Raw genomic sequence first — 26,053 nt, 5'->3', positions numbered from 1 at the left:
AGAGAGCGCGCAGCGCGCAAACACCACGGCAAAACGAAGCGCGCGCCTAAGCAGGAACGTACCGCTCCATCACCCGTTCAACTACACCGAGAAAGTGCTCGATATCGGGCGTCTTGCGACTCTTCACTTTCGCGCGATCGTCCCACTTGCGCACGCGCAGCGCATCCGGCGCGTATGGTTTGCTCAAGAAGGCCTGCGCCTCTTCGGGGCTAAACACACCGCCCTGCAGTTCGAGACTGCGCACGGAATCCACGCTCAGACAGTTGAAGTAACTATGATCGATCGCGCACAGGCAGCGCTTTGCATCGACGTGCAGCCGGATCGGCTCAAGGACCGCCTCCGGCAACACCGCTCGCAGAAAAGGCAGCGCAAAGTACTGATGCAGATCGTCGACACCGCGCGCACTCGGCGTATCGCCCTGCCGGTTCAACAAATGACCCAGATCATGCAGAAACGCAGCGGCAACCAGCTCGTCGCTGGCACCTTCCTGCTCTGCAAGCGCACCGCTTTGCAATGCATGCTCAAGCTGCGTCACTGGCTCGCCGCTATACGCCAGATTGCCGTGCCGTTCGAACAACACACGAATATCGTCAAGATTCAAAGCCATTCATCTACTCCCAGGGCAACGAGAAAGTCTTCAGGTTCGTGAAGCTCTTCATTGCCTCCTGCACGCCTTCCTTGTAACCCAGCCCCGAATCCTTGATGCCGCCGAACGGCGTCAGCTCGACCCGGTAACCCGGCACTTCCCAAACGTTCACCGTCCCAACCCGCAACTCGTTGACGAAACGCGTGATCGCATCCTGCCGGTTCGTGCACACACCGGACGACAACCCGAACGGCGTCCCGTTGCTGATGCGGATCGCGTCATCGAGCGTATCGAATGTGAGAATCGGCGATACCGGTCCGAATGTCTCCTCGCGAACCAGTGTCATCGACGGATCGACGCGGTCGACCACCGTCGGCGCATACAGCGCGCCCTTGCGCGTATTGCCCACCAGCAGTCGCGCACCCTGCGCCACCGCCGCATCGACGCGCGCCTGAAACTGCTGCGCCGCCGCCTCGTCGATGACCGTGCCCATCTGGTTCGACGGATCGAACGGATCGCCGTACGACCACGCTCGCGTCTTCTCGACAACGAGTTCGGTGAACTGCGCCGCGATGCTCTTTTGCACGAGGATCCGCTTGACTGCGGTACAGCGTTGCCCCGAATTCTTGTACGAGCCCTGCACTGCAAGCGAAGCTGCACGTTCGAGATCGGCGTCTTCGAGCACGATCAACGGATCGTTACCGCCAAGTTCCAGCACCACGCGCCGGTAACCGGCCCTGGCCGCGATGTGCTTGCCGATTGCGACACCACCGGTGAACGTCACGAGATCCGCAAGCGGATTGGTCACGAGTTCATCGGCGATTTCCCGCGGATCGCCGGTCAGCACCTGCAGCATCGGTTCGGGCAGACCGGCCTCATACAGGAGGTCAGCCAGATAGAACGCCGACAGCGGCACTTTCTCCGACGGCTTCAGAATGACGCGATTGTTCGTCGCAATAGCCGGTGCGATCTTGTGCGCGACCTGGTTCATCGGGTGATTGAACGGTGTGATTGCAACGATCACACCCGCAAGCGGCTCGCGCTGCGTGAACACCCGACGCTTCTTGCCATGCGGTGTCAGATCGCAGGAAAAACTCTGACCGTCGTCGCGCAGCGCTTCGATCGAGGCAAACTTGAATACATCCGCCACCCGGCCGATCTCGTAACGCGAATCCTGTTTCGACAAACCGGACTCGAGCGAGATCAGATCGGACGCCGCTTCCGTACGTTCGCGCAGCAATGCCGCGGCGCGCTCGAGAATCTGCGAACGCTCGTAGCGTGTGAGCTTCGCCTGATACGACGCGGCATAGGTGAATGCCGCACGCACGTCTTCAACACTCGCGAGCGGCACCGTACCGACACGCGTGCGCGTGTACGGATCGAAGACGTCGAGCACCCGCTCACGCGTCACCCGTTCGCCTTGCAAACGCAGCGCTTCTGCACGAAACGCGGGATGGTCGGTGAGGATCGCGTTCATGACGCCACCACGTGATTCAGCGCAAGGTCGAACACATCGAAGTTGCGCAGCCGCTTGCCCGCATCCACATCGACGATCGACCGGTTGAAAATCAGTGGCACAGTCTGTTCCGACAATCCACCGTGCGAGCGCAGCGGTACGGTGAGGCCGGACAAATCGTGTTCATTAGCGCGTGTACCGAGCGCCACGTTGCGCGTACCGACCACGACGATATCGCCGACGCGGTCGTTCGGCAGCTCGAAGCGCTCGCAAGCGGCGCGATTGTCTAGCACGACCTCGACGCCTTCGATACCGCGCAGACGTTCGATCGTCTGCGCCACATCGACATCGTGCGGCAGGTAGATCGTGGCAAACGAACCGAGTGCGCCGTGATGCACGACGTAAGGATCGGTGATCGGCAGGATCACACGTGCTGCGCGCTCGCCGAGCCATTCGTCCATCACGTCCTGCAGATAGATCACGTTCGGCTCGCCCGTCTGCGGATCGTGCTTGGCGTTCATGCCGTGATCGGCGGTGAGTCCGATTACCCAGCCGAGCGCATCGAGTTGCGCGAGATAGCGATCCATCATCGCGTAGAACGCATTCGCACCTTCGGTGCCGGGCGCCCATTTGTGCTGCACGTAATCCGTGGTGGACAGGTACATCAGATCGACGTCGCGCGTCTGCGCGAGCCGCACGCCCGCGGCAAACACGAACTCCGACAGCGCGGCGCTATATACGTCCGGAAGCGGCATACCGACCAGGTCGAGCAGCCCGTCGATACCGTTTTCCTCGAGCGTCGCCGTATCGGCTTTCTCCGCCGAGAAACAAATACCCTTGAGCTGCCAGCCAAGCAGGCGACGCAGTTTGTCCTTCGCCGTCACGACAGCCACCGACGCGCCCGCTTCAGCTGCCGCGGCCAGCAACGTCCCCGCGCGCAGATACGCCGGGTCGTTCATCATTACCTCGGCGCCCTTGCCGCCGTTCGCCTGCGGATCCCAGAAGTAGTTGCCGCAGATGCCATGCACCGACGGCGGCACGCCGCAGACGATCGACAGATTGTTCGGGTTGGTGAACGACGGGATGACGCAGTCGCCCTTGAACGCCGCGCCGCCGTGCAGCATCTTGCCGAGAAACGGCGCGACGCCCGCCGCCACCGCCGCTTCAAGATAGTCGTATTCGCAACCGTCGACGCAGACGACCACCGTGCGTTGTGCGGGCAAACGGTAGCCGCGGCCGTTGACTTCGATCGTGCGTTCGGAATAAGTAAGCATCGTTCCCTTCCATGCGCACCGGCGGCTAACCGTCAGGTGCGCGGTTCATCAAGCGTGACCGGTAGCGACTCCACAGCCTGCTGTCCGGCCGGTTCATAAGCTTCGTGCGCACGCTGCCGACCGCCATTCACGTGCGCATGCATCAGTGCTGCGGCGTGCGTGGCATCGCGCGAGGCAAGTGCCGTCAAAATCGCGCGATGCTCGGCGAGCGAGCGGCGCATCGAGTCGTCGCGTGCCACCAGCGCAGCCCGGCGAAACAGGCTCAACTCGCCGACCAGCCGCCGATACGTCTCGTACAGTTTCCCGTTGCCTGCCAGTGCGACGATCGCGTCGTGAAACGCGACGTTGCCGCGCGCGTAGGCGTCGTGATCCTGCGCATCGAACGCGTCGCGCATCGCATCGACGTGGCTTCTAAGCACCGCGAGTTGCGCGGCGTCGATGCGCGGCGCCAGCATCCTGCACGCCGCCTCTTCGAGCACCGCCCGCACCGCATAGATCTCGTCGGCTTCCGCCAGCGACACCACCCGTACAAACACGCCGCGATTCTTCTCGGTGTGTACGAGGCCCGCCTGCTCCAGCGCGCGAAACGCTTCACGCACCGGCCCACGCGACACCTGCAACCGCGCAGCCCAGTCGGCTTCGTTCAGCTTGTCGCCCGGCGCCAGCGCGCCTTCGATGATGTGACGCTCGATCTCGTCGCGCACCAATGCCGTCAGCGACTGCCTGCGCACAACGTCGATCGGATCGACGCGAGGGCTAACAACAGCGTTTTGCATATTTTCGGTCATTTCGACAAAAATTGCCACATCAAAGTGTGTGAAGTGTCGCGTTAAAGCACGACGAAAAATCAGAAACGTTCGCTCATGCGGCCTCAGTCAGGCGCACTCAGTCGGCGCGACGCTTCGGCACGCGTGCGGCGATCAGCAGCAGCGCGGCCAATGACACGAGCAGCAGAATCAGTGAAAGAGCTGAAGCCGGCAGGTAGTACCCGCGCTCGACCTGGCCGACGACGACGATCGGCACCGTGGCGAAGCCCGGCGGATAAACCGTCAGCGTTGCGCCCAGTTCGCCGAGCGACAGTGCAAAACCAAGCGCAAGACTCGCGCGGATCGCCGGCACGAGTTGCGGCAGTACGACCCGGCGCAACACCATCGACGGCGGTGCACCGAGGCTCGCCGCCGCTTCGCGCAAGATGGTCAACTCGGGGCGCAACGCCGCGGCCGCGCAGCGATAACAAAACGGCAACACGAGCGCGAGCTGCACGAACACGACGATTGCAGCCGAACTCGACAGATCGAGCGGCTTCTTGTGATACGCAATCAGTACCGCGAGCCCGAGCACGACACTCGGCACGCCGTTCGGCACCATCGCAATCGTATCGACAAGCGCGCCGAGTCCACGCCGGTCACGACCTTCGAGCGCCAGCGCGAGCCATAGCCCAAGCACGGTACCGAGCACGCCGACACCGAAGCCGATTTCGAGGCTGGTTGTCAGCGCATCGAAGTCGCTCGAGCCGAGGCGTTCGAACCAGCGTGTACTGAAGCCATCAGGCAGGATCGTGCCGGACCAGTGCGACGCAACACTCGACAGCGCAACGACGATCACGGGCAGCACGAAGAGCCAGAAACACGCGAGCGCCGCCAGCCCCAGCAACACGCTGCCGATCAGCCGCACGCCGAGGCTGCGCTGTACAGGACGCGCGCGCCGGTGCATGACGGGCAATACGGTCGGGTCGAGATCGACGGCCATTACTTCGCTCCTCCGGCCTTGCGCCGGCTCACTGTTCGATACAACGCGTAGAGCGACAACGACATCGCCAGCATCACGACCGCACCAGCGGCAGCAGCGGGCAGATCGAGATCGACGGTCGCCGAGCTGTAGATCGCCACCGGCAGCGTAACCAGATGCGCGCTGCCGAGCACCATCAGGATGCCGAACTCGTTGAGCGTCAGCAGGAAACAGAGGATCGTGCCCGCGGCGATGCCCGGCCACGCGAGCGGCAGGATCACGCGAAACGCAACCATCCAGCCGTGTGCGCCGAGACTGCGGGCGGCCTCGATGAGCCGCATGTCGAGCGTCGCGAACGACGCGAGCGTCGGGCGCACGACGAACGGCGCGTAGAACACCACCTCGGCCAGAATCACCCCGCCGATACCGAACAGGAAATCGAGTGGCGGCGCCTGCAGATGGAAAAGCCGCTGCAAACCGATGCTGACCGAGCCTTGCGAGCCGTACAGAAAGATCAGCGTGAACGCGACCAGAAAAGATGGGAACGCGACGAACAGTTCGAGAAAACGCGTGACGAGCCGCGCACCCGGAAACGGCTTGAAAAACAGCAGCGCTGCGAGCCCGACGCCGAGCAGCGAGGCGAGCCCGGCGCTTGCAAAGAGAATCCACAGCGTCGTGCCGATCACGCCGCTTGTATCCGGATTCTGGAAGAACGCTGCGTACGCATGCACGCTCAGCCCGTGTGCGCCGGTCAGACTCAGCAGCACGAGCCGTACGAGCGGATAGACGACGAGCGGACCGAGTATGAACACGGCAAGGAACAGCAGATGCCACTGCGCCGCGCGCTCGCGACGACGCTTTGCGGCAGCATGCGCTGCAGCCGTGGCCGCGCGTCTTACGTCGGCTGCAGCGGCTGCGCCGAACGCGTCGTGACCGTCAGGGGCGGATAAGGACGACATCGTCTGCCTCATAAAGCAGTGAAACACGCGCGCCCCGTTCCGGCGTCATGCCGTGGCCGCGCTGCATCGTGACGAGCACAGGGTCGTTCGGCATCGCGTCGAGGACGACCGATACCGACAGAACCGCGCCGTACCATTCGACCGAAGTGATCGCGCCGTGCAGATGTCCTTCGCCGAGCGGCACGATGCGCAGGCTCTCCGGACGCAGGCACGCCACCCGGTCGCGCTCCGTATAGCGCGTATCGCCAAGCGGAAACGCGACGTGTGGCGGCAACAGGTTCGCCGCGCCGAGATAGCGCGCGACGAAGCCGTCGTTCGGTGTGTCATACAGCTGTTGTGGCGTGCCGAGCTGCGCAATCTGCCCTTCGCGCATCAGCAGCGTGCGGTCGGACAGCACCAGGGCATCGTCCTGATCGTGCGTCACGCACACGATCGTGAGGTTAGGCAGGCGCTCATGCAGCGCCTTCAATTCGGAGCGCACCGAAGCGCGCAGATTCGCATCGAGTGCGGACAGCGGCTCGTCGAGCAGCAGCACGTCCGGTTCGATCACGAGCGCACGCGCGAGCGCAACGCGCTGCTGCATGCCGCCGGAAAGCTGCGCCGGCATCACGTGCCCTGAGTCGCCGAGTTGTACGAGCTTCAGCGCATCGGCGACGCGACGCGCGACTTCCTTCGCCGGCGTGCGCCGCGCGCGCAAACCGAACGCGACGTTCTCGAAGACCGACAGATGTGGAAACAGCGCGTAGCTCTGGAACAGCAGCCCCAGATTGCGCCGGTGCGGCGGCACGTGCGTGAGATCGCGGCCGGCCACCGTCAAGGTGCCGGCCAACCCGTCCGCCTCGATGAACCCGGCAATGAAACGCAACAGCGTCGTCTTGCCACATCCGCTGCGACCGAGCACGGTCAGGAGTTCACCGCGCTCGATCGTCAGCGAGAGATCGTCGAGCACCGTGCGCGTACCGAAACGCACGGTCAGATGCTCGATGTCGACGCCGGCTGGCGTGTCCGGATGCGCAGCGTCGCGCGCCGCGGAGACGGCGTCGAGTGCGCCGGGATGAGCAAGACTTGCCGTATTCACCGGGTCCATCCTCCAACTTGGCAATACGCTATTGCGGGGGCGATAGCGAAACGATAACTACGCGTGGGTCGCGTCGATCTCGACGCGACGTCGCGATTATTTCGGTTTGACGACTTCGAGTTGCTTGCCCGAATCGCCGATCACGTCGTTCTTCCAGCGTGTGGTCCAGTCGGCCTTCTTCGCCATCACCTGGGTCCAGTCCACCGGAATCAGCTTCACACCGGCGATCGCCTGCTTCACCGCGGCGCCGTTCTTGCCGGCGAGCGGCACGTCGGTGCGGCCCGGGATACCGAAGATGTCCGGCACCTTCGCCTGCACGTCGGTCGACATCAAATAGTCGATCAGTTTCTTGCCTTCAGCCTGGTTCGGACCGTTCTTGATCAGGCCGATCGCGTACGGCAACTGGAATGTGGAAGGCTGGCCGCCGGCATCGGCTGCGAGGAAGATCGGCTTGAGCGACAGGCCGCCGTTCGCCGCGTCGTCGAGATCCATCTGCAGATCGCCGTTCGCCACCGAAATCTCGTTGCGCGATAGCAGCACGTCGAGGTAGCCGGTGCCCTTCGTATGGAATTTCGCGCTTTGCTCGAGCTTCTTCAGGTAATCGAATGCCTTGTCCTCACCCATCAGCGAGGTGGTCAGGATGATCACGGCCATCCCGTCGCCGGCCGTTGCCGGATTCGAGTACGCGACCTTGCCGGTGTAGTCCGGATGGAGCAGATCGGCGAACGTCTTCGGCTGCGTCTTCACGACTTCCGGGTTGATCGCAAACGAGAAGTAGTTGTTGACGAAGGTCGCCCACGTGCCGCTCGCCGCCTTGGCGATGGCCGGCACGTTCTTGTAGTTCGCGCTCTGGTAAGCCTGCAGCAGACCGGCTTGATCGGCCTGCTGGATAAACGGCGGCAGCGTGACGAGCACGTCCGCTTTCGGCGAATCCTTTTCGATCGTCGCGCGGTTCACGACTTCCCCGCTGCCCGCCGTCACGATCGCCACCTTCACGCCTTCCTTCTTCTCGAAGGCCGGCAGCACGTCCTTGTACAGATTCTCGAGGCCATCGGCCGTGTACAGCACCACCGGATCCGCCGCATGGGCCGGCAGGGCCGCGCCGAAGGCAGCCGCCGTCACGAGGGCCGGCAGCAGTTTGCGGACGGCACGGACTGTCGTGCGATGGGGATTCGTCTTTGTCATGTCGCTCTCTCCGAGGAAACGGAAAACTATTCACCAGGAAAAACCCTGGCTATTGTGATTGAACGGCGGTAGCGCCGCGCCGCGTACGTCTGGCTGGTCCAGCCAGATTGCAGATTGCCTACAAACCTGCGCGCTCCATGCCCAGCAAGACTACCCGAGAATCATCCGAGCCAGCGCGCCACCCGACCTGCAGCCTTGCCTGAACGGGTTCGGCAAGAATCACAGGTTTGCGTGACAGCACCATGACTATTTTCACCATTTCCAAAAAATGACACAATTCGCCAATAATATGCAAACCAACACGTGCGCGCCAGTGCGCACTTCTCATCATTGACGTAGGAGGTTATGTGATTCTCGGAAACGATCCAGTCCTGCTGACGCCGGGCCCCTTGACCACTTCGCCCGCGACCCGCGAGGCCATGCTGCACGACTGGGGCTCGTGGGATACCTCATTCAACCGCATGACCCAGAGCGTCTGCGCCGACCTCGTGGAAATCGTCCACGGGCAGAACGACTACGTGTGTGTACCGTTGCAAGGCAGCGGGACGTTCGCCGTCGAAGCCGCGCTCGGCACCCTGGTTCCGCGCGACGGCCGCGTGCTAGTGCCGAATAACGGCGCCTACTGCACGCGCATCATCCGGATCCTGCAACGGCTCGGCATAGCGTATGTGGAGCTGGCGCTGCGCGAGGACGAACCCGTCACTGCCGCGGCAATCGAGGATGCGTTCAACGGCGACCCGCGCATCACCCACGTCGCGCAGGTGCATCTGGAGACGAGCGCGGGCCTGCTCAATCCCCTCGATGAAATCGCCGCCGTATGTCAACGGCATGGCAAACGCCTGATTGTCGACGCGATGAGCTCGCTCGGCGCGCTGCCGATCGATCTGCGCCGCGGCGGCATCGATGCGCTGGTGTCGGCCAGCGGCAAATGTCTCGAAGGTGTGCCGGGGATGGGGTTCGTGATCGTGCGGCGCGAGCTGCTCGAAGCGAGCGAAGGACGCTCGCCGTCGCTCGCGCTCGATCTGCACGACCAGTACACGTACATGCAGAAGACCACGCAGTGGCGCTTCACGCCGCCGACTCACGTAGTCGCGGCGCTGCGTCAGGCGTTGGATACCTTCATTGCCGAAGGTGGTCAGCCGGAGCGCGGCGCGCGCTATGTGCGCAATTGCGCGACGTTGGTCGACGGTATGAAAGCGCTCGGGCTCGAGCCGTTCCTGAAGCCGGAAGTGCAGGCGCCGGTGATCGTCACGTTCCACGCGCCGAACGATCCGGCCTGGCGCTTCGCCGACTTCTATGCCGCGGTGCGCGACGCGGGCTACATCCTCTATCCCGGCAAGCTCACGCAGGTGGAAACGTTCCGCGTCGGCTGTATCGGCGCGATCGATGCCAATGAGCTGCACAACGCGGTGGCGGCCATCGGCCGCGCACTCGTCGCGTTGGGATTGAAGGTCAGGTAAGGGAGAGGCGCTGCGCGATCGCTGCAGGCCGGTTCAGGCGATCAGCAGTTCGGGGCCGCGCGCCGCGATCGCCTTGCCGAGCGCGCGGTCGGGTGCGAGTTCGGTCACGACGTAGCGCGCGCTTTCGAAGCCCTTGATGCGCACCGGCGTGACACGCCCGAACTTCGAGTGATCGGCTACCACGACCACGGTATCGGCGGCTGCGATCATGCGCGCGCGGACTTCGGCAGCAATGCGCGTGTAGTCGGTCAGCCACGCGTCCGGCGTAATACCGCCCGCGCCGACGAACGCGAAATCGGTGTGGTATTGCGTGAGTTGCTGCACCGTATCGAGCCCGAGCGTCGCATCTTCGTTGTCGGACAGTTCGCCGCCCAGCAGCGTCACGCGATTGTCGTTGCGCCGCCCGAGCAGCAGCGCGATACGCCAGTCGTTCGTATAGACAGACAAACGATGGCGATCGGTTAGTGCTCGCGCGACCGCCTGCGTGGTACTGCCCGAATCAATCACGAGCGACGCACCGTCAGGCACGAGCAGCGCTGCGCGCTCACCGATCGCGCGCTTCGCGCCGGCATTCTCCGCTTCGCGCACATCGAGATCCGGTTCGCGGCGATCGCTGGACAGCGCGCCACCGTGTGTCGTCACGATCAAGCCGCGCCCGGCAAGCGCATTCAGATCGCGCCGGATGGTCTCGCGCGACACGTTCAGTTCGCGGACTAGCTCTGCTACCGACAGTGCGCCGTTCTTGGCGACTTGCGACAGGATGTATTGGTGACGTTGTTCGGCGAGCATCTAGATGAAGGGGCACCAGGTGGCACGTGTGAGTTCGGGTAGGAGTCCGGTCGACCTGTGCATTGTATTACGCGACAGACCGCAATGTCCCGTCCGGCGTGGTTCCCTGCTAACCTGAGCGCCCGGGCGGCGCTTCGCGAAGCGTCGCCTCCCTCGCTGCCCTCGCCGCCGACCGATCCTCCGACGATGCCGCCACTGTTTCGCCGACTCATCCTGCTGTTCCACCTGCTGCGCTATGGCGCGCATCTGCTGTGGGTTGCTGCTCCGCAGCACCACAAGCTGCACTGGATGGCGACGCTCGTCAGTCGCATGCACGCAGCGGGCGACGCGCCAGCCGGTTTGCATCGTGCGCTGCCGCAACTCGGGCCGCTAGCCGGCACTGTCGCGCAAGCGCTCATGGAGCATCCGGAACTGGCCACCGGTACGCTGCACGACGCGCTCGATGCAGTCGGCCACCTTGAAGAGCCGCTGCCGCCGCATGAAGTAGAACGGGCGCTGACTGCCGCATTCGGCCGTCCGCTCGCTACGCTGTTCGCATCGATCGATTTGAGCCCGGCCCAGAGCGGCTTCGCGGAACAGACGCATGTCGCCCGCCTCGCCACACCGATCAACGGTCACGCCGACATTGCGATCAAGCTTGTGCGCACTGCACAGGTTCGGCAGATCGGCGACGACGTAGCGTTGCTGTGCTGGGCCGCACGCTGGCTCGAACGGCTGTCGGGACCCGCGCGCAAGCTGCAGTTGCGCTCGCTGGCCGACTCGTTCAGTCGCGACCTGCTGCGACGCTTCGACATGCGCGCCGAGGCGGCCAACCTGAGCCAGTCCGGCCATCATTTCGACGGCGACAAGCGGCTCGTCATTCCCGATGTGATCTGGGATCTGTGCACGGATCACACGCTCGCGATGCAACGCATCGCGACGCTGCCTGCCACCGATCTCGTCGGTCTCGGCGAGCATCGCGTGAACCTTGCGCGGCTTGCGGCGCATATCGTCGAGGTCGTCACGCAACAGGCGTTCGAGCACGGTTTCTTCCACGCTACGCTCGATGCCCGGCGCGTGCGCGTCAGCATCGAACCCGACACGCTCGGGCGCCTTGTGCTCGCAGATTTCGCGCTGATGTCGAGCCTGTCGGCGAGCGAGCGGGAATTTTTCGTGCACGGCGCGACCGCCCTCTTCGAGCAGGATTACAGCCGGCTTGCGGATATGCATCGCGACGCAGGGCACGTTCCGGCAACGACACGCACCGAGGTGCTCGAGGCCGAACTGCGCAGGCGCAGCGAGGCGCATTTCGCCGATCATCCGCACGACCGCTCGGCGGGTTCGCTGTTTCATCATCTGCTGCACTCGGTGCTGCCGTTCGACGGCGGCGTCTCGCCGCGGCTCGCCGACGCGCAGCGGGCCTTCGAGCAAGCCGAAGTGCTGGCTCGCGCGCTGCATCCTGGCGTGAACACGTGGCATATCGCGCGCACCGCCCTCGCGGAAATCGCGCGCCGCGATATCGATCATCGCGGCTGGCTGCGTCGGCTGTCGCGCGAGTTGCCGCATCTCGCCAACATCGTGCCGCGCATGCCGGCGCTGGCTGCGCGGTATCTGCAGCAGCGGCACGATCACACGGTATCGCGCCAGCAACAGCAACTGCTGGTGGACCTCGGACGCGAGTACCGGCGTACACGTGTGCTGCTGTGGATGTGTGCGGTCTGCGGTGGGTTGCTTGGAGCGTGGGCGGTGCTGGTGGTTCGGTAGGGCGATGGGGTTTGCAGGGCCTTGGCGCGGGCCGCGGTTGAAAGCGTGGTTTGTTTATTACGCTTGCTCCGGTTCATCGCGACTCCACCCGGAGTGCAGTGCCGAACAAGACGCGCCGCTGCGCGCCGCGCAATACTGCCGTTTTGCCACGCTGCCACTTCTCGATGCTCGCCACCGTTATTGCTGCCGTTTTCGTCGTGCTCTGGTCGACGGGCTTTGTCGTCGCCCGCGCGATCACACCATTCGCCGATCCCAACCTGTTCCTGCTGGCACGCTTCGGCGGCACGGCGCTGGTGTTTGCCCTCGTTGCGCTCGCGACCCGCGCCCGCTGGCCGACCGGACGCGACCTCGGCAAGCACCTGTTCGCGGGCGCGCTGTTGCAGGGTGTCTACCTCGGCGCCGGCTACTGGGCCGTCGCGCAAGGCGTGAGCGCCGGCGTGATGGCGCTGCTCGGCGCATTGCAACCGCTCATGACAGCCGCGGTCGCCGCGCCGCTATTCGGCGAGCGGCTGTCGCGGCGCGGCTGGGCCGGCATGGCGCTCGGGCTCGTCGGCGTTGCGCTCGTGCTGGAACCTCGGCTCACCCAGGCGGCTCCGTCGACGGTACACAGCTCGGCGCCGTCGTGGCTCGTCATCGCGATTTCGCTGCTCGCCGTCTGCGCGATCACGGCGGGCACCCTGTTCCAGAAGACGTCGCTGGCAAAGGCCGATATCCGCAGTGCCAGTGCCGTGCAGAACTGCGGTGCGGCGGTGGTCGCGGCCGTGCTTGCTGTCGCGCTTGGGGAACATCGCTGGATTCCCGCGCCTCAATTGTGGGCGTCACTGGCGTGGGGGATCGTGATGCTGTCGGGCGTCAGCGTGACGCTGCTCGTCTGGATGGTCCGGCGCGGCGATGCGTCGCGCGCCACCGCGCTGCTGTTTCTTGCGCCGCCGCTCGCCGCGCTCGAGGGCTACGTCGGGTTCGGCGAGATGCTGCTGCCGTTGCAGGTGCTCGGGTTTGGTGTGGCGCTGGTGGGGGTGCTGCTCGCGCGGTCGTGACGCGATTCACTAGCCCGCGCCCCACGATGTTTGCCGATGCGCGTCTCCATGCAGCCGTGCCACCAATCCGTACAATAGGCACGCACGCATGCGCTGCGCGGACCGTCGCCGCGCCAACCCAGGCGTCGCACCTCAACCGGTTTCAGGGAGAACGACCGATGACTCAATCCGATCGCGCCGCACATCAGCAGCGCATCGCCGCAGAATTGCACGTCGCGCGGGATTTCGACGCGGCACAGGAAATCGAGCGCCGTGTGGCGTTCCTCGCGCGCTATCTGCGCACGAGCGGCCTGAAGACATACGTACTTGGGATAAGCGGCGGCATCGACTCGACGACGGCCGGCCGCCTCGCGCAGCTCGCGGTCGAACGGCTACGCGCGGAAGGTTACGACGCGCATTTCGTCGCAATGCGTCTGCCGTACGGCCAGCAGCGTGACGAAGCGGATGCGCAGCGCTCGCTCGGGTTTATCCGCGCGGACGAAAATCTGACTGTCGATGTCAAACCCGCCGCCGATGCAATGCTCGAGGCACTTGCCGCCAGCGGGGCTCAGTATGCGGATCATGGGCAGCAGGACTTCGTGCACGGCAACATCAAGGCACGCCAGCGGATGATCGCCCAGTATGCGGTCGCCAGTTCGCGCGTGGGCGTGGTCATCGGCACCGATCATGCGGCCGAGTCGGTGATGGGCTTCTTCACGAAGTTTGGCGATGGCGGCGCCGACGTGCTGCCGCTCGCGGGGCTGAACAAGCGCCGCGTGCGCGCGGTGGCGCGGGAACTCGGTGCAGCGGATGAACTGGTGCACAAAGTCCCGACCGCCGACCTCGAAATGTTGCGCCCGCAGCGACCCGACGAAGACGCGTACGGTATTCGCTACGACGATATCGACGATTTCCTGGAAGGTAAGGCGGTGAGCGATGCCGTGTACGACACGGTGCTGCGTTTCTACAATGCGACGCGTCACAAGCGGGCGCTGCCCTACACGCCGTTCGACTGGCCGACTGCGGAAGTTTGATCGCGCGCCGCCCGTTGCTGGGTGGCAGCGCGCGTCAGCTGTCCTGCTTGTGCCTCGGATCGGGTTCGTCGCCGAACGGGGCCGCGCTGGCTTGCAGCACAACGCCGTCGAGCAGCTTGCCGTGCAACTGCTGCGCGATCACATCGCCGATGTACGGTAAATCGGCGTTCAGTTCGGCAATCGCGTACGCGTTAGCCGTGCCGGCCTCGTACACGGTAACGCTCTTCGCGTAGTGACCGAGCTCGTGTTGCAGGAACGCGCGCACGTCCTGCTCGGAGCAGGACTCCGGGATGTTCCAGACGCGTACGTTCATAAACGTTCCGAGCGGCGGGCGCCGCGCTCTGTCACGCGTACGCGCACCGGTTGAAGACGCGCGCGCGCGGCGGCATCGCGAGCCAGTTGACGGGCCAGCGCCGCCGCAACTGCGCCGAGCAAGGCCAGCGACACCAGTCCTGCAGAAATGGTCACCATCGTCATGTTCGTTCTCCCGATATCCGCGTTAGTTCAAGCATAGCCAGATTCGTACCCGAAAGCGATGTGGCAATTCGTCTGGGGCGACGAAAAGTGTGGTGTGTGCGTCAGGGCACGCTGTCGCTGGTCGCAACGTCTTCGCGACTGATCTCACACGATGTATCCGCAAAGCCCTGATACCAGGCCGACCAGTTGCCGGCAATCGCGCTCTGCGCATCGCTCAGGCTGATCTTGCCCGCACAGACGCAGCGTTTGAGTTTCGCCGTGAGCAGTTCCTTGCGGCGCTCGCCATGGTGGCCGGCCCACGGAAGCAGCCCGAGATTGGCAGGTGCATCGGGTGAGCCGCCGAGCACGACCGGCACACGCCGGTCGAGTGCGTAGCGTGTGCCGTCGTCGGCATCGATACCGCGCGCCGCAAGCAGACGGTCTTTGTGCGCCATCGGTTCGTCGAGCGGCGGCGAGACGGTGTCCGCATAACCGGGACGGCAGATCGTCTCTTCCACCGATTGCTGCGTCACCTTGTCGTCGAGCATCGACGGGGTCTGCGCATGTGCGGCTTCGATATGGACGGCGATCGTTGCACCGAGCGTCATCGCAAGCCCGAGGCACAGCACGCGGCGCGCGCCGACACGACCGGACGAACGGTCCGGCAGACTCGCACGATCGGTAGACGCAATTCGCGCGCATTTGCGACGCGTAAGGAGATTTCCTGCGTTCATCAGTCGGCGCGCCAGTAAGACGCGGAGATTTATTCGCAGGCCAATTAAAACATATCCGGAATCGGTGTGCCGAAACGGAAGACCGGCGGCCCCGCTCTTTTGTGCAGGGTCCGCCGGATTGTGTCGCTGATACTTGCGTTGCTGCCGCCCATCCACGGCGGCATGCAACCGCGATCACGCTAACGCGGCGCGCCTAGCTGGCCCGGCGCGCCTAGCTGGCCCGGCGCGCCTAGCTGGCCCGGCGCACCTGCAACGCACGAATGCGTCCAACCGCCGCCGTATTGGTCACCGCGCTGTCATACATCTTCGCGAGATCGGCCTTCAATGCGGTCCGCGAACCGCCGTCGAGATAGACCATATGGCCCGACGGGTAGAAGCGCGCCGACAGGTTCTGGCGCACCTGCGCGCTGACGAGCGGCATCTGCTGCAGATCGAGCACCGTCTGATAGAACGGCGTGACGAAGTCGTAGAAGCCGTTCGCCGAGAGCACCTTCAGGTCGACATTGAGCGCCATCACGGCCGCGAGATCACCCGCGGTGTACAGGATGACGTTGCCTTGCGCGTCGAGTCCCTTTTGCGCACCGGTCGGATCGATGTGGCCGAAATCCCAGTTCGCGAAGGCCTGGTCGTTCAGGTCGGTGAACGACGAGTTCGACGTGAACTTCAACTGCTCGTTCAGGTAGGTGTTCCACATCGTCGTATAGACGCCAGTCACCGCGGTCATGGTCGGATCGTTGCCGCCGGAGTTCGGATCGACCTGGCCGGCGATGCCGGTGTCGATCGCTGTCACCCTCCCGTCATACGAGCCGAGCGCGAGGCCCTTCGATTTCAGCAGCGTGGTCAGGAACAGCGAATTGCCACGGCTGTCGTACGCGGCGACGTCGAGGCTCCACGCGATCAGCGTCGTCTTGTCGATGCCGGTGTATTCGCTCAGTTTCTCGATGGTTGCGTCGTCGGTGGTCGGGAACTTGCGTAGCGCGGCAAGGTAGTCGGTGCGCGCGAACTGTGCGACCTCTTCGGCAAACGCGCCGAGATCGGTCGGCGTCGGCGCAATGCCGAGCTTCTTGTGGAACCACGCATCCGCCGCAGCAGTAGGCAGCGCGCCGACCGGGTTGCCCGACTGCGTGTAGTCGAGAATCGACGATTGCAACGTCACGCCGTTCAGATCCACACCATCTTCGTGCAGCTTGTACGCCAGCACGCAACTGCGCGCGGTGCCATACGATTCGCCGTACAGGAACTTCGGCGAATTCCAGCGGTTGTTCTTGGTCAGGTACCGCTTGATGAACTGTTTGATCGAGTCGGCGTCTTCATCGACACCCCAGAAATTGCGGTTCTTGTTCGGCGCAATCGCCGCCGAGTAACCGGTGCCGACCGGATTGAGGAACACCAGATCGCTCTTGTCGAGCAGGCTGTCCGGATTGTCTTCCATCTGGTACGGCGCGGGCGGTGTGAAGCCCGGCATCGACGTCTTGATCCGGCGCGGCGCAAACGAGCCGAGCAGCACGAACACCGACGACGAACCCGGTCCGCCGTTGTAGAAGAACGTGACCGGCCGGCTATCTTCCTTCTGGTTATCTTGCGTGAACGCGACATAGAACATCTTCGCGCTGGGCAGCGAACTGCTGGAGTCGACCGTGACGAGATGTCCGGCCGTTGCCGTATAAGCGATCTTCTTGCCGCCGATCACGATGGAATGCTTCGTGATCGCCGCGTTCTCGGTCGCGTCGGTCACGGAATCGTCGGGCCCGTTGCCGTATGCGACCGGATCGAAGAACGGCTGGTCGCCCGCACGATGTGGCGTGCTTGTGCTCGCGGGCGACGGGGCTGCAGCGGAATGAGCGTGTGAGTTGTGTGTCGACTGCGGACTGCCGGAAGCTGAATCGGGATTCGTCATGATCACTCCATCGGATTCGTTAATTGGCATCGTCTGACGCCCGCTGGCGTCGTGTCCACCAACGGCGTCCGCTGCGCGGGAGAACCCCGCGCAACGTGCGCCGTCTAGAGTGCTGCTGCGATTTTCTGGCCGTTCGGGCTGCCAAGCCCGGTACACGCGTCCCAACCTGGCGACGCAGCGAAACTGCCGTTATTGCCCTGCGTAATATCGTTGAACGCGCTTGCTGCCTGGTACAGCTTCGGGTTGACGAAACCGACCGGTGCGCCCTTGATGGCATTGATGCGAGCGATCAGCGCGGCCCACAACGGCGCCACCGCGCTCGTACCGCCCACCACCGTCTGCGCACCGTCGATCAACACGGTGTAGCCCGTCACAGGCGATGCATCGCCTGCGACATCTGGTACACCGCGCCCCGTCAGCGCAATCTTGCCACCGTGCGCTTGCGTTGCGGATAAACCCTTCTGCCATGTCGGCACAGCAAACGCGCTGCTGATGCCGCCGCCACCCGCGCCGCCCGATGCGCCGTCGTTCCACACCGTTTCCTGCGAGATCGCGTTGCCCGACGCGTGCAGCGCCGTGCCTCCGCACGCCAGCACGTACGGACTCGAGGCTGGAAAGTCGACGTGATTGCCGCCACTTGCGCCGTCGCTCGAACCGCTGTCGCCCGACGCTACGCAGATCGTCACACCGACCGCCGCCGCAGCTTGCAGCACGTTGTTGAATGCCTGCTGCGACTGGGTTGTCCATGAGGTTTCCGGGCCGCCCCAACTGATCGAGATGACCGACGGCTTGTTGGTCGTATCGTGGACAGCCTGGTTCACCGCATCGATGAAGCCGGCGTCGCTGTTCTGCGTGAAGTAGACCGCGACTTTAGCGCCCGGCGCGACCGCACCTACGATCTCGATGTCGAGCGTAACTTCGCCGTCTGGGCCGCTTGGATCGCCGCTCGGTTGATTGCTGCCTTCGTCGACGCCAACCGATACGACCGAAGGCGCCTTCACGCCGAGGCTGGAAAAATATGCGTTCAGGTCAGAACTCTGGTAACCGCCGCCGAGTTCGATGATGCCGATGCACTCGCCGCTGCCATCGCCTGCGGGGAACTCATACAACGAGGCGAGTTGCAACGGTGTGTACGACGTCTGCTGACGCGCACCGGCAGCGGGCTGGAATGGCGGCCGGATACGGAAATGCGGGCGCGCCTGGGGACGGTTATCCAGCCCAAGAACGGCTGTGACAACACCGTTCAGATCGTCGGGCACATTGATCGGACCGGTGCGGCCGCGGTACTCGCCGATCGAGTGGTGTTCGTAGTGCTGGAGCTGGACATCGAATGCGGTCTGAAACTGCGCGACCGTGCCGCGCAATACCACTGTGCTGGCCGCCGGGTCCTCACGGACGACGGTCAGGCCGTGCTGTGCTGCAAACGCTTTGGTTCGCGCGATGTCGGCAGGTGCGGCGCCGAACTGTTTCGCAAATGCTTCGCGTGAGAGAGGCTGGGCGGAGGAGTCGCCCGTGGTAATTTTTCCAACGAGTTGCTCGAACTGCTGTTCGCCCTGGCGGCGCAGCATCACGACTACTTCGATCTGCTCCGCCGGATTGCAATGCCCGACGACCTGCGAACCTTCTGCGACGCCCTTCTCGCTTCCTGGTAACGGATGTTTGCCCATGTTATCGACTCTCCTTCGTGCGTGACCGCCCGGGCCATGCGCTGGACCCGGCGGAACCCGCAGACACATGGTCGGGTTCCATCGAAACCCGCACCGGGCCTTCATTTCAGGAACAACGTCAAGCGGTCGGACAAGCCCATTCAAACACAGTTCCGGAAGCGGCGATACCTGGCCGGGGCGACGATACAACCGCCGCTGCCGATCGCGCTATGATGCTGCAACGGCAATCCCGCCGTTATGCTCACACCCCTCGCGCCACGTCGCGAACCCGATCGAAGAATCGAGGAAATTTCTCCATGTCTATTTCGATGTATCAAGCATCGGTGCCTGTACTGATGCGCGGCCTCACCAATCTGCAAGCGATCCTCGGCAAAGCTCAGGCTCACGCTGCGGAAAAGCAGATCGAGCCTTCCGCACTGATCGGCGCACGTCTTTTTCCTGACATGTTGCCGCTCGTTCGCCAGGTCTATATCGCCACCGATACCGCCAAAGGCTGCGCCGCCCGCCTCGCCGGCGTCGACATTCCGAAGTACGACGACGTCGAGTTGACGTTCGACGAACTGATCGCCCGTATTGAGAAGACGAATGCCTACCTGAAGGAATTCACAGCGGCGCAGATCGACGGCTCGGAAGAACGCACGATCACGCTGAAGATGAAAACCGGCCCCATCGAGTTTTCGGGCGTCAACTACCTGCTGCATTTCGCGCTGCCCAATTTCTTCTTCCACATCACGACCGCGTACGACATCCTGCGGCACAGCGGTGTCGAGATCGGCAAGAACGACTATCTCGGCAACAGAAAGAGTGCATAGCGGTATGCCGGGCCGACCTGGCCCGGGGGCCCGGTCCGATCCGTGATCAGATGCGCGGCTGGAACGCGATGATGCCCATTCCAGCCAGCGTGACCGCCGCGCCGGCAAAATCCCATGCAGTCGGGCGTACGTGCTCGACGCCCCACAGCCACACGATGGCGACCGCGACGTAGACGCCACCGTACGCCGCATAGACGCGGCCGGCCGCCGCGCCATGTAGCGTGAGCAGCCATGCAAAAGCGGCAAGAGAGAACGCGGCAGGAATGAGCAGCCACGCGGAGCCGTCGGCCTTCAACCAGCGCCACGGCAGATAGCAACCGACGATCTCGGCAATCGCGGTCACCACATAGAGCAGGACGATCTTCATCATCTAGTCAAGGAAGAAAGTCCGCAGGTTACCGGAAACGGCACGTACACGGCGGCGCCTATGGCCTGCATTGACACAATCACATGGCCTGCACGCGCTTCGCCATGCGACAGTCGCCGCTCAATGTCTACATGCCTAACGTCATATGAGCATCAAATCTCCCTGCGTCGATATCTGCAAGTTCGATTCGAAGACCGGTCTGTGCCTCGGTTGTCTGCGTACCCGCGACGAGTGCAAGAGCTGGAAGAAGATGAAAGACAAGCATCGCCGGAAGGTGATCGACGATCGCTCCCGGCGGGAAGCGCTGCTCGATAGATAGCAGCGCAGCAGGCGCGCCGCTGGAGCAGAAGGCTTTCTGCGCCGGCGCGCCGGGCTCAGTCGCCAGGCTTAATCAAGCGAAAGTCGCAGCGCAAACCCGATCAGTGCGGCTGAGAACGTCCAGCGTTGCACGGTCTGCGCAAGCGGATGCGCACGGACCCAGCCGGCAATGCGCGCAGCACCAATCGCATAGATCGCATCGAAACACGCGCCGATCGCGAGCAGCACACCGCCCAGCACGACCATCTGCAGCGCCACCGGACCGGTTTCGGGTCGCACGAACTGCGGCAGCAGCACCGAGCAGAAAAGCAGCGCCTTCGGATTCAGCAGATTCGTCAGCAGCCCTTTGACGAAAACGGTTCGTAACGGACGCTGCACTACTTCCTGCGCTGCGCCGTCGGGCAGCGCAAACACCGGCGAGCGAAAAATCTGCACCGCGATCCACGCCAGATAGGCCGCGCCGCCATAGCGCACCACCTCATACAGCCACGGCGCATTGCGCAACAGCGCGGCAACGCCACACGCCGACAGCGTCACGTGCGTAGCGCGGGAAATCGCGAGACCGCCGGCGGCCGCAAACCCTCTGCGCGCCCCCTGGCCAATGCTCGTTTGCAGGATCAGCGCCATGTCCGGTCCGGGCACGGCGTAGACGACGACCAGCGCGGCAATGAAGACGACCAGAAGATGAGCGGAAACCATATGAACCTCGCGTTGAAGAGGCTCTATCTTGCTACCGTCCGATGAGTGAATATTGGCGAATGACTTACCTCTGTGGCCCCAAGGTAGCGGAATACACTACTATTTGGCCTTATGTCAAAGCTTTCCCCTGCCATGACCGACCTCGACAAAGTCGACCGCGCGATCCTCGCCGCCCTGCAGACCGACGGACGTATGTCCAATGCGCGCCTCGCCGAGACCGTCGGACTCAGCGAAACGCCGTGCGCCCGGCGCCTCAAGCGGCTCGAAAGCGCCGGCTACATCGAACGCTATCGCGCGATGCTGTCGCGCTCGGCGCTCGGTTACGGCGTGGTGGCATTCATCTACGTCCGCTTCGCGGTGCACGACCGTACGGTCGCGACCCGCTTCGAACGCGAGGTGCAGGCCATTCCGCGCATCCTCTCGTGCCATAACGTGTCGGGCAGCGCCGACTACATCCTGCAGGTGGTCGCGCGCGATCTCGACGACTACGGCAGTTTCATGCGCGATGAACTGCGCAGTCTGCCGGGGGTCACCTCGGTCGAATCGTCGCTGTCGTTGCGCGAGATAAAAGCGAGTACCGGACTGCCGGTGCCCTGACGGCCCGCGCGGCGGATCACAACGCCAAATCACCACGATATCGCTACGGACAAGCCGTGGCATAGTTCGCGCTATGGCGCGATCGCCGTATCCCTACCCCATGGAGTTTTCATGAATCCCGAACAGGCACGAGCCGAAGAATCCCGCGCAATGGAGCGCGTCGTGGCGGCAACCCGCCAGGTACAGACAGCGTTTGCTGGATTGCAGTCGCAATTCCCACCCGCCGGCGACGGCCGGCCGTCGCAGATCGCGCTGCAGACCTTCGATGCCGCGCTCCAGGAACTCGAAGACGCGCAAGGTGCCTTCGACGAAATGCTCGGCGATCTGCTCGACGGCGAGCGTTGAACTGGCGGTAAGCGCCATCGACAATTAATATCTTTTTCGACCTAATTACGGCGAAAAAATATATTGGACGTCTTACCGCCGCTCTCGCACTATTCGCATTCCCAGCGCATACCGCGCTCGCGCTAGCGAGCCGCCATCTGCGGGCTATCCGCGTGCCTTCATGCCTTTACTCCCGGCAATGGCGCACGGACTAGCCTGGGCAAAATTCCAATTTCGACGACCCCAATACCTGAGGACCCAGATGCCTGACTATCGATCACGCACTTCGACCCACGGCCGCAACATGGCCGGCGCCCGCGCGCTGTGGCGCGCCACCGGCATGAAAGATGCCGATTTCGGCAAGCCGATCATTGCGGTGGTGAACTCGTTCACGCAGTTCGTGCCGGGCCATGTGCATCTACGCGATCTCGGTGCGCTGGTCGCGAAGGAAATCGAAGCAGCCGGTGGTGTCGCGAAAGAATTCAACACCATTGCCGTCGATGACGGCATCGCCATGGGCCACGGCGGCATGCTGTACTCGCTGCCGTCGCGCGAGCTGATCGCCGATTCGGTGGAATACATGGTCAACGCGCACTGTGCCGACGCCATGGTCTGCATCTCGAACTGCGACAAGATCACGCCGGGCATGCTGATGGCCGCGATGCGCCTGAACATCCCCGTGGTGTTCGTGTCCGGTGGTCCGATGGAAGCCGGCAAGATCAAATCGCCGACCGACGGCCAGGTGATCGCCAAGATCGATCTGATCGACGCGATGATCAAGGCCGGCGATTCGAAAGTCAGCGACGCGGAAGTGGCCGAGATCGAGCGCAGCGCCTGTCCGACGTGCGGTTCATGCTCGGGCATGTTCACCGCGAACTCGATGAACTGTCTGACCGAGGCGATCGGCCTGGCGCTACCCGGCAACGGCACGATCGTCGCAACGCATGCATGGCGCAAGGGCCTGTTCGAACAGGCCGGCCGTCTGGTGGTGGATCTGTGCCGCCGTTACTACCAGGAAGAAGACGCCTCGGTCCTGCCGCGCAGCATCGCGAGCAAGCAGGCATTCGAGAACGCGATGGCGCTCGATGTCGCCATGGGCGGTTCGACCAACACCGTGCTGCACCTGCTGGCAGCCGCGCAGGAAGGCGGTGTCGATTTCACGATGTCCGACATCGACCGCATTTCACGCAAGGTGCCGTGTCTGTGCAAGGTGGCGCCCGCCACCGACAAATACCATATCGAAGACGTGCACCGTGCCGGAGGGATTCCTGGCATTCTCGGCGAACTGGCGCGTGCGGATCTGCTCGACCTGTCGTGTGGCAACGTGCATAGCGGCACGCTCGGCGATGCGATCGCTAAATGGGACGTCGCCGGTGGCGCGGGTGAAGACGCGCAGAAACTCTTCCGTGCGGCGCCCGGTGGCATTCCGACCACGGTTGCATTCAGCCAGGAAGCCACGTTCGCCGTGCTCGATACCGATCGCAAGAACGGTTGTATTCGCAGCAAGCAGAACGCCTATTCGAAAGACGGCGGCCTCGCCGTGTTGTACGGCAACCTCGCTGAGAACGGCTGCATCGTGAAGACCGCCGGTGTCGACGAATCGCAATGGATCTTCTCGGGACGCGCGCGCGTTTTCGAAAGCCAGGACGATGCGGTCGAAGCCATCCTCGGCGACAAGGTCGTCGCGGGCGACGTGGTCGTGATCCGTTACGAAGGCCCGAAAGGCGGCCCCGGCATGCAGGAAATGCTCTACCCGACGTCGTATCTGAAATCGCGCGGCCTCGGCAAGAACTGTGCGCTGTTTACCGATGGACGCTTCTCCGGCGGTTCGTCGGGGCTCGTGATCGGGCATGCGTCGCCGGAAGCTGCGGAAGGCGGCACGATCGGTCTCGTGGAAGAAGGCGACGTGATCGAGATCGACATTCCGAATCGCAAGATGCACCTGGCGGTGTCGAATGAAGAACTGGCGCGTCGTCGTGCAGCGATGGAAGCGCGCGGCGATCAGGCCTGGATGCCGGTGGATCGCCAACGTGTCGTGTCGCAAGCGTTGCAGGCCTATGCCGCGCTGGCGACTTCCGCCGATCGCGGCGCGGTGCGCGATCTTTCGCAACTGAAGCGCAGCAAGTAAAGGTGGCTTGGCCCTGCTGCCGCGACACGCGGTGGTCAGGGCCAAAGCGATCGATGTGTTGTCGGGCACTTGTCTTCCCGGTACCTGAAACAGCCCTCATCCTGGATAGCCCGCGATATCGATGGCGTATTGCGATCGGCTTTTGGAGCGGACGCCGGCGCGGCAGACAGTTAGTTGCGCGTGGCGACCGATCCGTGCAACCAGACACGCATGGGCAACGCGCGCGCAATCAGCCGTGCACGGCGACGATCGCCTCGATCTCGACAGTGATATTGCGCGGCAACGAGCCGACGCCAACTGCCGAACGCGCGTGCCGTCCGGCCTCGCCAAGAATGTCGACGAACAGATCCGAGCAACCGTTGATCACCCGCGGATGCTCACCGAACTCCGGCGTCGCATTGACCATCCCGAGCAACTTGACGACCCGCTTCACGCGCGCCAGATCGCCGAGTTCATCGTGCAGCACGGCCAGCAGGTTCAAGCCAACTAGCTGCGCATGCAGATACGCTTCATCGGTGGTGATGGTGGCGCCGACCTTGCCGGTCATCAGTTCGCCGCGCTCGTTCAACGGCCCCTGCCCCGAGAGGAACAGCAGATCGCCCTCGCGGATGCAGTGCGTGAAATTGCCGATCGGTGTCGGCACCGTGGGGAGTCTGAAGCCGCGCGTACGCAAGCGGTCGTAGCAGTTCATCGAAGACGGGGATGACATGTAGCAGTCGGTCTGGAAAATTGAAGCAGGCAGGCGGCCGTGACAGGCACGGCCATTGATATGAGTGCTCGGCGAACGACGCAACGAGAGATCAACCGATGGACTCGGATTGACGATGTTGCCAGCCAAGCCGGGTTTCGATACGAGCCGCCACGGTACGCACGGCTTCGGCGAACGGTTCGGTACCTTTGGCCGCTTTGGCCTCCGGCATCACGATCGAAATCGTGAACACGCATGTACCGCTGTTGTCGATGACCGGTGACGCCAGGCAGGCCACCGACGCATCCGATTCGCCGATCTGGATCGACAGTCGTGCATCGAGTGCTTCGCGTGCGAGACGCGCGAGCACGTCGGCGCGGGTCTCGGCACGGCCGGTCGGCGAAGGCTTCGCGTGACGGCGAAAAAACGCCACCCGCTCGGCGTCCGGCAGATGCGCGACCAGCAGCCGCCCGGACGCGGTCCAGTTGAGCGGCACGCGGCTACCCACCCGCGATGTCACGCGAAAATGCCCCGGCCCTTCGGCCATCTGCAGCACGACCATCATGCCTTCGACGAGCCCGCACACCTGCACGGTCTCGCCCACTTCGGCGGAGAGCGCCTGCATTTCCTCGCTCGCGACACCGAGGTAATCGAGCGAACTCGCGTAGCTCAACCCATAGCCGTAGAGCCGCGAGCCGAGCCAGATCGTGCCATCGGGTTTGCGCGCGAGCAGATTCCGCACGACCAGGTCGCTGATGATCGAATAGACCGTCGACGGCGGCGCGCCAACCATGCGTGCAATCTCGTAGGCAGTAGCAGGCCGTGCGGTCTCCTGCAGCGCATCGAGAATCTGTACGGCCCGTTCGATCGCGCTAGTCCGTGTGCGCGGCGCGGCCTCCGCGCTGTCGGCGGTCTCGGTAGATGCCTGCGCTTCGATTTCGCCAGCGCGCAGGTGCGCTGTATCTGTGGCGGACGACGGGGAAGTCGGTGTCATCGTGTCCTCTGCTCGCGGATGCGTGCTGAATGTTTTTTGTCCGGTTGACCGGGAACTACCGTAT

The 26,053-nt window shown here is 63.6% G+C and carries 27 protein-coding genes; 9 read left to right on the top strand and 18 right to left on the bottom strand.

Annotated elements, in window-relative coordinates:
- Positions 1 to 46: 46 nt before the first annotated feature.
- From FNZ07_RS09315 to phnS, 8 genes are all read right to left on the bottom strand, one after another.
- Complete coding sequence (locus tag FNZ07_RS09315) at positions 47 to 607, bottom strand: phosphonate degradation HD-domain oxygenase (RefSeq protein ID WP_091015830.1); 561 nt, start codon at positions 605 to 607, stop codon at positions 47 to 49.
- A 4-nt stretch (positions 608 to 611) separates the two neighbouring features.
- Complete coding sequence (gene phnY / locus FNZ07_RS09310; RefSeq protein ID WP_091015827.1) at positions 612 to 2,063, bottom strand: phosphonoacetaldehyde dehydrogenase; 1,452 nt, start codon at positions 2,061 to 2,063, stop codon at positions 612 to 614.
- Positions 2,060 to 3,316: a phosphonoacetate hydrolase gene (gene phnA / locus FNZ07_RS09305; RefSeq protein ID WP_091015824.1), complete on the bottom strand. Its 1,257-nt coding sequence runs from the start codon at positions 3,314 to 3,316 to the stop codon at positions 2,060 to 2,062. The genes phnY and phnA overlap by 4 nt, the downstream gene beginning before the upstream one ends.
- 32 nt (positions 3,317 to 3,348) lie before the next feature.
- Positions 3,349 to 4,104: a phosphonate utilization associated transcriptional regulator gene (locus tag FNZ07_RS09300; protein ID WP_091015956.1), complete on the bottom strand. Its 756-nt coding sequence runs from the start codon at positions 4,102 to 4,104 to the stop codon at positions 3,349 to 3,351.
- A 97-nt stretch (positions 4,105 to 4,201) separates the two neighbouring features.
- Positions 4,202 to 5,065 (bottom strand): 2-aminoethylphosphonate ABC transport system, membrane component PhnV, encoded by an 864-nt coding sequence (gene phnV, locus FNZ07_RS09295; protein WP_091015822.1) that lies wholly within the window; start codon positions 5,063 to 5,065, stop codon positions 4,202 to 4,204.
- Positions 5,065 to 6,003 (bottom strand): 2-aminoethylphosphonate ABC transporter permease subunit, encoded by a 939-nt coding sequence (gene phnU / locus FNZ07_RS09290; RefSeq protein ID WP_091015820.1) that lies wholly within the window; start codon positions 6,001 to 6,003, stop codon positions 5,065 to 5,067. Before phnU ends, phnV begins: the two co-directional genes overlap by 1 nt.
- Positions 5,981 to 7,081: a 2-aminoethylphosphonate ABC transport system ATP-binding subunit PhnT gene (gene phnT / locus FNZ07_RS09285; protein WP_091015954.1), complete on the bottom strand. Its 1,101-nt coding sequence runs from the start codon at positions 7,079 to 7,081 to the stop codon at positions 5,981 to 5,983. The genes phnU and phnT overlap by 23 nt, the downstream gene beginning before the upstream one ends.
- A 96-nt stretch (positions 7,082 to 7,177) precedes the next feature.
- Complete coding sequence (gene phnS / locus FNZ07_RS09280; protein ID WP_091015817.1) at positions 7,178 to 8,266, bottom strand: 2-aminoethylphosphonate ABC transporter substrate-binding protein; 1,089 nt, start codon at positions 8,264 to 8,266, stop codon at positions 7,178 to 7,180.
- 347 nt (positions 8,267 to 8,613) lie between these two features.
- On the opposite strand from phnS, the gene FNZ07_RS09275 reads away from it, so the two are divergent.
- Entirely contained in the window at positions 8,614 to 9,726 is a 1,113-nt protein-coding gene (locus FNZ07_RS09275) for a 2-aminoethylphosphonate--pyruvate transaminase (RefSeq protein ID WP_407670686.1), read from the top strand.
- 33 nt (positions 9,727 to 9,759) lie between these two features.
- On the opposite strand, the gene FNZ07_RS09270 is transcribed toward FNZ07_RS09275, so the two are convergent.
- A complete protein-coding gene (locus FNZ07_RS09270; protein ID WP_091015815.1) occupies positions 9,760 to 10,515 on the bottom strand; it encodes a DeoR/GlpR family DNA-binding transcription regulator in 756 nt (251 codons plus the stop codon).
- A 186-nt stretch (positions 10,516 to 10,701) separates the two neighbouring features.
- On the opposite strand from FNZ07_RS09270, the gene FNZ07_RS09265 reads away from it, so the two are divergent.
- The 3 genes from FNZ07_RS09265 to nadE all read left to right on the top strand — a co-directional run bounded on the left by FNZ07_RS09265 (position 10,702) and on the right by nadE (position 14,308).
- Positions 10,702 to 12,258, top strand: coding sequence for an ABC1 kinase family protein (locus tag FNZ07_RS09265; protein WP_091015814.1), 1,557 nt, complete (start codon positions 10,702 to 10,704; stop codon positions 12,256 to 12,258).
- 164 nt (positions 12,259 to 12,422) lie between these two features.
- Positions 12,423 to 13,295 (top strand): DMT family transporter, encoded by an 873-nt coding sequence (locus FNZ07_RS09260; RefSeq protein WP_091015949.1) that lies wholly within the window; start codon positions 12,423 to 12,425, stop codon positions 13,293 to 13,295.
- 158 nt (positions 13,296 to 13,453) lie between these two features.
- The gene (gene nadE, locus FNZ07_RS09255) at positions 13,454 to 14,308 is read left to right on the top strand and encodes an ammonia-dependent NAD(+) synthetase (RefSeq protein ID WP_091015811.1); all 855 of its coding nucleotides are present in this window, start codon (positions 13,454 to 13,456) and stop codon (positions 14,306 to 14,308) included.
- 34 nt (positions 14,309 to 14,342) lie between these two features.
- Here the strand turns inward: nadE and FNZ07_RS09250 are convergent, their stop codons facing one another.
- The 5 genes from FNZ07_RS09250 to FNZ07_RS09235 form a co-directional block, all read right to left on the bottom strand.
- Complete coding sequence (locus FNZ07_RS09250; RefSeq protein ID WP_091015809.1) at positions 14,343 to 14,621, bottom strand: hypothetical protein; 279 nt, start codon at positions 14,619 to 14,621, stop codon at positions 14,343 to 14,345.
- The gene (locus tag FNZ07_RS33575; RefSeq protein ID WP_170275641.1) at positions 14,618 to 14,785 is read right to left on the bottom strand and encodes a hypothetical protein; all 168 of its coding nucleotides are present in this window, start codon (positions 14,783 to 14,785) and stop codon (positions 14,618 to 14,620) included. The genes FNZ07_RS09250 and FNZ07_RS33575 overlap by 4 nt, the downstream gene beginning before the upstream one ends.
- 101 nt (positions 14,786 to 14,886) lie before the next feature.
- On the bottom strand, positions 14,887 to 15,498 hold the full coding sequence (locus FNZ07_RS09245; RefSeq protein ID WP_091015807.1) for a hypothetical protein: 612 nt from the start codon (positions 15,496 to 15,498) through the stop codon (positions 14,887 to 14,889).
- 229 nt (positions 15,499 to 15,727) lie between these two features.
- Positions 15,728 to 17,395 carry a S10 family peptidase gene (locus FNZ07_RS09240; RefSeq protein ID WP_091015804.1) on the bottom strand — a complete coding sequence of 556 codons (1,668 nt, stop codon included), beginning with the start codon at positions 17,393 to 17,395 and terminating at the stop codon, positions 15,728 to 15,730.
- Between the two features lie 104 nt (positions 17,396 to 17,499).
- Entirely contained in the window at positions 17,500 to 19,062 is a 1,563-nt protein-coding gene (locus tag FNZ07_RS09235; RefSeq protein ID WP_091015802.1) for a S53 family peptidase, read from the bottom strand.
- 296 nt (positions 19,063 to 19,358) lie between these two features.
- Here FNZ07_RS09235 and FNZ07_RS09230 point away from each other — a divergent pair, with 296 nt between their 5' ends.
- Entirely contained in the window at positions 19,359 to 19,874 is a 516-nt protein-coding gene (locus FNZ07_RS09230) for a DUF1993 domain-containing protein (RefSeq protein WP_091015799.1), read from the top strand.
- A 46-nt stretch (positions 19,875 to 19,920) separates the two neighbouring features.
- On the opposite strand, the gene FNZ07_RS09225 is transcribed toward FNZ07_RS09230, so the two are convergent.
- The gene (locus FNZ07_RS09225) at positions 19,921 to 20,241 is read right to left on the bottom strand and encodes a YnfA family protein (RefSeq protein WP_091015796.1); all 321 of its coding nucleotides are present in this window, start codon (positions 20,239 to 20,241) and stop codon (positions 19,921 to 19,923) included.
- 145 nt (positions 20,242 to 20,386) lie between these two features.
- Between FNZ07_RS09225 and FNZ07_RS09220 the strand changes: the two genes are divergently transcribed.
- Complete coding sequence (locus FNZ07_RS09220; RefSeq protein ID WP_091015793.1) at positions 20,387 to 20,560, top strand: DUF1289 domain-containing protein; 174 nt, start codon at positions 20,387 to 20,389, stop codon at positions 20,558 to 20,560.
- Positions 20,561 to 20,628: 68 nt separating this feature from the next.
- Here the strand turns inward: FNZ07_RS09220 and FNZ07_RS09215 are convergent, their stop codons facing one another.
- Positions 20,629 to 21,258: a LysE family translocator gene (locus tag FNZ07_RS09215; RefSeq protein ID WP_091015791.1), complete on the bottom strand. Its 630-nt coding sequence runs from the start codon at positions 21,256 to 21,258 to the stop codon at positions 20,629 to 20,631.
- Between the two features lie 132 nt (positions 21,259 to 21,390).
- Between FNZ07_RS09215 and FNZ07_RS09210 the strand changes: the two genes are divergently transcribed.
- From FNZ07_RS09210 to ilvD, 3 genes are all read left to right on the top strand, one after another.
- A complete protein-coding gene (locus FNZ07_RS09210; protein ID WP_091015788.1) occupies positions 21,391 to 21,855 on the top strand; it encodes an Lrp/AsnC family transcriptional regulator in 465 nt (154 codons plus the stop codon).
- Positions 21,856 to 21,966: 111 nt separating this feature from the next.
- Positions 21,967 to 22,200, top strand: coding sequence for a hypothetical protein (locus FNZ07_RS09205; RefSeq protein WP_091015785.1), 234 nt, complete (start codon positions 21,967 to 21,969; stop codon positions 22,198 to 22,200).
- A 241-nt stretch (positions 22,201 to 22,441) separates the two neighbouring features.
- Positions 22,442 to 24,307: a dihydroxy-acid dehydratase gene (gene ilvD, locus FNZ07_RS09200; RefSeq protein WP_091015782.1), complete on the top strand. Its 1,866-nt coding sequence runs from the start codon at positions 22,442 to 22,444 to the stop codon at positions 24,305 to 24,307.
- Between the two features lie 229 nt (positions 24,308 to 24,536).
- Here the strand turns inward: ilvD and FNZ07_RS09195 are convergent, their stop codons facing one another.
- Positions 24,537 to 24,998, bottom strand: coding sequence for a RidA family protein (locus FNZ07_RS09195; RefSeq protein WP_091015779.1), 462 nt, complete (start codon positions 24,996 to 24,998; stop codon positions 24,537 to 24,539).
- A gap of 109 nt (positions 24,999 to 25,107) precedes the next feature.
- Complete coding sequence (locus FNZ07_RS09190) at positions 25,108 to 25,989, bottom strand: IclR family transcriptional regulator (protein WP_091015777.1); 882 nt, start codon at positions 25,987 to 25,989, stop codon at positions 25,108 to 25,110.
- Between the last annotated feature and the right edge of the window lie 64 nt (positions 25,990 to 26,053).

The sequence above is a fragment of the Paraburkholderia megapolitana genome, from assembly GCF_007556815.1.
In the GTDB taxonomy this organism is placed as follows: domain Bacteria; phylum Pseudomonadota; class Gammaproteobacteria; order Burkholderiales; family Burkholderiaceae; genus Paraburkholderia; species Paraburkholderia megapolitana.
The sequence above is the reverse complement of the archived record's forward strand: the minus strand, read 5'-3'. Positions and strand labels throughout refer to the sequence as shown.